The 5,625-nt window shown below is 40.4% G+C and carries 3 protein-coding genes, 2 pseudogenes and 1 riboswitch; all 5 genes and pseudogenes read left to right on the top strand.

Annotated features, from left to right (window positions below; all coding sequences use genetic code 11):
- A pseudogene (locus tag O9290_RS11240) lies at positions 1 to 250 on the top strand (DUF3782 domain-containing protein); the annotation flags it as partial.
- A riboswitch (cobalamin riboswitch) is annotated at positions 221 to 379 on the top strand. It overlaps the preceding pseudogene by 30 nt.
- 56 nt (positions 380 to 435) lie before the next feature.
- A complete protein-coding gene (gene cobG, locus O9290_RS11245; RefSeq protein ID WP_288056994.1) occupies positions 436 to 1,860 on the top strand; it encodes a precorrin-3B synthase in 1,425 nt (474 codons plus the stop codon).
- 1 nt (position 1,861) lies between these two features.
- The gene (locus O9290_RS11250; RefSeq protein ID WP_288056997.1) at positions 1,862 to 2,488 is read left to right on the top strand and encodes a precorrin-8X methylmutase; all 627 of its coding nucleotides are present in this window, start codon (positions 1,862 to 1,864) and stop codon (positions 2,486 to 2,488) included.
- A complete protein-coding gene (gene cobI / locus O9290_RS11255) occupies positions 2,485 to 3,189 on the top strand; it encodes a precorrin-2 C(20)-methyltransferase (protein ID WP_147070536.1) in 705 nt (234 codons plus the stop codon). Before O9290_RS11250 ends, cobI begins: the two co-directional genes overlap by 4 nt.
- 374 nt (positions 3,190 to 3,563) lie before the next feature.
- Positions 3,564 to 5,412 (top strand): annotated as a pseudogene (locus tag O9290_RS11260) (KAP family P-loop NTPase fold protein); the annotation flags it as partial.
- Between the last annotated feature and the right edge of the window lie 213 nt (positions 5,413 to 5,625).

Here is a 5,625-nt window from a genome sequence, read left to right on the forward strand (position 1 = left end):
AGTGGAAGTCAAAAGTAGTTTAAGTGTAGATGATGTCAAAGAATTAATCAAGAATCTAACAGAATTTAGGCAATTTTTCCCAGAATATAACCACAAACAATTATATGGGGCAGTAGCAGGCATTGAAATCGAAGAAGGAGCAGATAAATATGCCTATCGTCAAGGTTTATTTGTCTTGGCACAAAGGGGTGAAAACGTAGCGATTCTTAACGATACTGAGTTTCAACCGAAAACGTGGTATAATACTTAAGCTTGTCTTTGGGAAAGTCCAGTGCAATTCTGGTACTGTGCCGCAGCTGTAATCAAGTAAAAAGTAAAAAGAGTACATCTTCCCTTTTTCCTTGCGAGTCAGAATGCCAATTACAAGTTTTTAATCGGTAGATAGACAAATAATTTTCTAACTACTTCTCTGCGTCGCATGGAGAACAAACAACGGTGAATTGGTTAGTTGAAGCAAATGCTTGTCCCGGTTTATTTTATGGAACTGCTGCCCAGGATGGGTTTTTAATTCGTCTCCGCACCCCCGGTGGATGGCTCAATTCTCCACAGGGAAAAGCGATCGCCACTTGGCTCGAACAATGGCAGACGACAATACAAGTTACCAATCGGGCAAATCTGCAAATTCGCGGACTGCAAAAATCCCCCAGTTTAGAAGAATTTCAAACCCTGCAAAAATTAGGGTTAGCTGCCCATAATCCCAGTATCGATCATCTGCGTAACATCATGTCCAGTCCCACGGCTGGAATTGACTGCCAAGAATCGATCGATACTCGTCCATTAGTCCAAGAATTAGATAATTTTATCCAAAATTATCCATCAATTGCCGAACTAAGTCCTAAATTTAGTATCGGGATCGATGGCGGTGGTGCAGTGGGAATTGGCACTGGTTCAACTATGGCCTGGCAACACCGCTATAACGAGATTCAGCTATCGGCAATTACCGTCAATAATCCGACAAATTTAACTTCTCTTGTTTGCTTTCGATTAGCCCTCGGAGGAGATAAACAATTCTATGACACGGACTTATTAATTGAGCCAGAAAACTGTTTAGCTGTGGTCAAAGCTCTATTAAAGGTTTATATCGATTATGTTCAACAAACCCCCAATATCAAGGGTAAAAAAACGAGGATGAAACACCTGCTCAAAGATTGGGGATTAGCAAAATATCTCGAACAAGTTAACTCTCAATTACATCGGACTTCTACCGGCATAATAAAAGGGCAAGAATACCGGCAGGCTGCCCATTCTACTCAACCCTATTTTCATCTGGGAATTCATCCTCAAAAGCAACCTGGATTATCTTATATTGGTCTATCATTAAGATTAGGACAATTGACGGCTAATCAACTATGGGGATTAGCGGCACTATCAGAAACTTTTGGCAGTGGTCAGTTACGATTAACCCCTTGGCAGACTGTTATATTACCCGATATTCCCGATGAAAAAGTGTCAGAGTTGTTGCCAAAACTGGCATCCTTAGGATTATCCGCTTCTCTTGGATGGGATGCGGGGATGGTTGCCTGTAGCGGTAAACCGGGCTGTGCGGCGGCGGCCACTGCAACTCAAATTCATGCTTCTCTCTTGGCAGATTATTTGAAAGAACGCTTAACCTGCAATTCTCCTGTTAATATTCATTTGACGGGTTGTGCTAAATCCTGCGCTCAACCAGGTCCTGCCGAAATTACCCTTTTAGGAACTACCATCGAGGAAAATGGCCAAATAATGGAAGCTTATCAAGTCTATGTGGGTGATAGTCAAAAATTCTTAAAAACACCCATATTTGAGGGAGAATTTACCAAGATTCCCCCCCTCATAGCCCAAATTTTAAGCTCCCAAAACTCGAAAAATTTAGATGAATAGAATGGAATACATTAAGAATGGTGAGGAAATTTACCGCAAATCTTTTGCTATTATTCGGGCTGAAACTAACTGGAAAAATCTCCCCGATGATTTAGCTCATGTGGCGGTTCGTCTAATTCATTCCTGTGGGATGACAGACATAACAAAAGATTTAGAAGCATCACCGGACGCAGTTAAAATCGGACGAAATGCCCTCGCTGGGGGTGCAGCAATTCTCTGTGATTCTCAAATGGTCGCTAATGGCATTACCAAAGCGCGTTTACCTAAAGATAATCCGATTATTTGTACCCTCAATTATCCAGAAGTAACCGAGTTAGCACGGCAAATTAATAATACCCGATCCGCTGCCGCTTTAGAACTTTGGCGACCTCATTTAGCTGGAGCGGTGGTAGCCATTGGTAATGCACCAACCGCACTTTTTCGCCTGCTAGAATTGCTCGATCAAAATGTAGATAAACCGGCTTTGATTTTAGGCTTTCCCGTGGGATTTGTAGGAGCGGCAGAGTCGAAATTAGAATTAGCAACTAATAGTCGTGGTGTGCCATTTATTACCCTGCACGGACGCAGGGGAGGCAGCGCAATCGCAGCAGCAGCAGTCAATGCCCTAGCAAAAGAGAACGAATTATGAATAAATTAGGCAAACTTTATGGATTAGGAATCGGGCCTGGTGATCCCGAATTGTTGACGCTCAAAGCACACCGAATTCTCACAACTGTTCCGGTAATTGCCTATCCTACCTTAGAAAGTGGCAAAGTTTTGGCACGGGCAATTGTGTCGGATTTTATCCGTCCCGAGCAGATAGAAATTCCCATGCCTTTACCTTTTAGTGTCGAGCGCAGTTCTCAACCTCATTATGATATTGCCGCCGAAAATATCGCCGAACAGTTAAACTTAGGTCGAGATGTGGCGGTTTTATGTGTGGGCGATCCGATGTTGTATGGCACATTTATGTATATCTTTAATCGCTTGTGCGATCGTTTTTCCATTGAAGTCGTGCCGGGTATTTCTTCAGTGATGGCAAGTGCAGCAATGCTGGGTGTACCTATTACTTATCGAAATGACGTATTTAGTATTATGCCCGCTACTTTAGAGGCGGAAATATTGCGGGATCGCCTAGCCTTTATCGATGCAGCGGCGATTATTAAATTAGGCAGACATTTCGCTAAAGTTCGCAATATTCTCGATGAATTAGGATTATTAGAACGCGCCCTCTACATCGAACGAGCAACCTTACCCAATCAGCAAATTATTCCGATTACAGAAGTCGATCCAGAGGCTGCTACTTACTGGTCATTAATTCTGATTCCTAGTAAAACTAAACCCCAATAACTCTATAGACACTAAGTTAAATCTTCTATCCCCTACCTGACAGAACCTATAGGGTTTAGATGATATTATGAGAATGTCTTTTCTTCGTTGCTTTTTTGATTGCATAGGAGGCTATATACAGCGTTTCTCGGATTGATAAGTAGGTAGGCGTTAAAAATTATCAGATGCCCCCCTTATCAAGGGGGGATTAAGGGGGGATCCCCCCGCCTATCGGCACCCCCCTTATCAAGGGGGATCCCCCCGCCTATCGGCACCCCCCTTATCAAGGGGGGCAGGGGGGATCGAACCTAAAATCTATTTTTAATTTAATTATAACCAGCTACTTAAGGTAATCTATTTTCTTCTCCGTTCTCTGTCACCTAAAAATAACTACCATGTCCGATTCTCCTGAATCTATCCGCAATACTAGCGTCAGCGATCAAGCTACTAATAATGATGCTCTCGGATTTGAGCCTTATGTAATAGCGATCGCTGAATTTTTGTTGCATCAGCAGACACAACCACCCCTAACTTTATCGGTTGAGGGAGAGTGGGGTAGTGGCAAGTCTTCTTTTATGAAAATGTTGGAGGAATATTTACGAAAAAAGGGAGGTCGGACGGTTTGGTTTAATGCTTGGCGACACGATAAGGCGGAGTCGGTATGGGCGGCTTTTGCACTGTCTTTTATTAAGCAGATTTCTACGCCCAAAAATTGGCGAGATTTGCCTCGAATTATCCTAGGACATTTTAAGTTACAATTATTGCGTTTTAACCTAGAAAAAGGCTTATTTGAATTAATTAAAGCTTTACCAGTAATAATTTTTGTGATTTGTGCATCAATTGCCATTCCTTTTATTTTAATCGTTTATGGAGTTGAAGGAATTAACGAATTAATCGGATCAACAACCTCTCAAGATGTTTTTTGGAGCAAAATTAATTCAGTTTTTAAATTATTATTTACTGCGGTCGGTGTCACCTTATCAGGAGCGGGGATTTTCGCTGGTATTAAGAGTTTATTGAGAAATTTTCAAAGATTACTTCAAAACCCCAAAAACAACCTAATTAAATATATAGAAGCCCCAGATTATAAAAAACAATCGGCATTTGTAGAAGAATTTCATGAAGATTTTGCTAAAATTGTCGATGCTTATATTGGCAATGATCGGGTATATGTATTTATTGACGATTTAGATCGTTGTGAACATCCAAAATCAGCGGACTTGATGCAAGCGATTAACTTGATGATTGCAGATGATCCTTCAGTGGTGTTTATTTTAGGAATGGACAGAGAAAAAGTAGCCGCTAGTTTAGCTGTCAAATACGAAAACATTCTCAAGTATTTACCGTCGGAAATCACAGAAATTGATCCTGATATTTTGGCCAGACGTAGTGCTAATAAAGGGTTGGCTTATGGTTATACTTTCATTGAAAAGTTTGTCCAGCTTCCCTCTTTTTTTAGTTCCCCAACCATCCCGGTCAGATTTTGAGCGTTTTTTGATTCAGCTTGCTACTTCAACTCCTCCCAATTTACAGCCAGATAAATCCTCTTCTAAATTTTTTCAGTTACCCTGGGGTAAGTTTAAGTTAGCTTTACCCCAGAGAAATAATTCGCAAAAGCATCTTACTTCCCCAACAAGTAATCAGACAAGTGATTTAAACAAATCGTCTCCAGATAATCCTTCGATAGAATCTGAACAAACCGAAAAAGAGAAAGCACGAGCATCTGTAATTAAGCGATTAGAAGCGATTCAAGTCAACAATTTTGATAAAGATTCCCCAACAGTGCGGAATGTCATTATGATGGTGGCTCCCGCATTGGATTACAATCCGCGACGGATTAAACACTTTATCAATGTCTTTCGTCTCAAGGTTTATATCGCTAATGAGACTGGTTTATTTTTTGAGGAGCGAGATGAGAATGATAATTTGTTAGTTCCTTCTCTAACTTTTGAACAGTTAGGTAAATTTACTGCCATTAGTTTAAAATGGCCATTGTTATTGTCAGATTTGGAAAATGATAAGAAAATTTTAGCAAAATTAGAAAAATTGGCACGGGGAGAGTCGATGCAATCAAATGAAGAAGAAACCAAAGAATATGACGAGTCGCTTCGCTATTGGGGTAGTTATAATAAGCTAAAAGCTTTAATGGCTTACGGTCATGATAAATTGGCAGCTAACTCTAAATTTAGCTTTGCGAATGTAGATGTTGATAAATTATTACAAGTATCACCCAGGGTAATTCGGTTAGATAATGAGCCTATTCAACAAAAACAAATTTCCGATATTGAAATTATCCAAAAGATTACCTCATTGCCTCATATTAAAATTAGCCCTATAGCGGGTTTCAGTTGAATGAGGTACAGCATGGATGACTAGGTAGGCTCTTTAAAAGGGGTATCGCAATAGCAACAATAATAGGAGGGACTTTCAGTTAATTATTTATTAGTAGTTGATAAT

Origin of the sequence: Microcystis sp. LE19-41.2A, assembly GCF_027530405.1 — a bacterium.
In the GTDB taxonomy this organism is placed as follows: domain Bacteria; phylum Cyanobacteriota; class Cyanobacteriia; order Cyanobacteriales; family Microcystaceae; genus Microcystis; species Microcystis aeruginosa.

Coding starts and splice junctions, on each gene's coding strand:
- O9290_RS11250 (WP_288056997.1), top strand. CDS start 1,862: ATGGAATACATTAAGAATGGTGAGGAAATTTACCGCAAATCTTTTGCT.
- cobI (WP_147070536.1), top strand. CDS start 2,485: ATGAATAAATTAGGCAAACTTTATGGATTAGGAATCGGGCCTGGTGAT.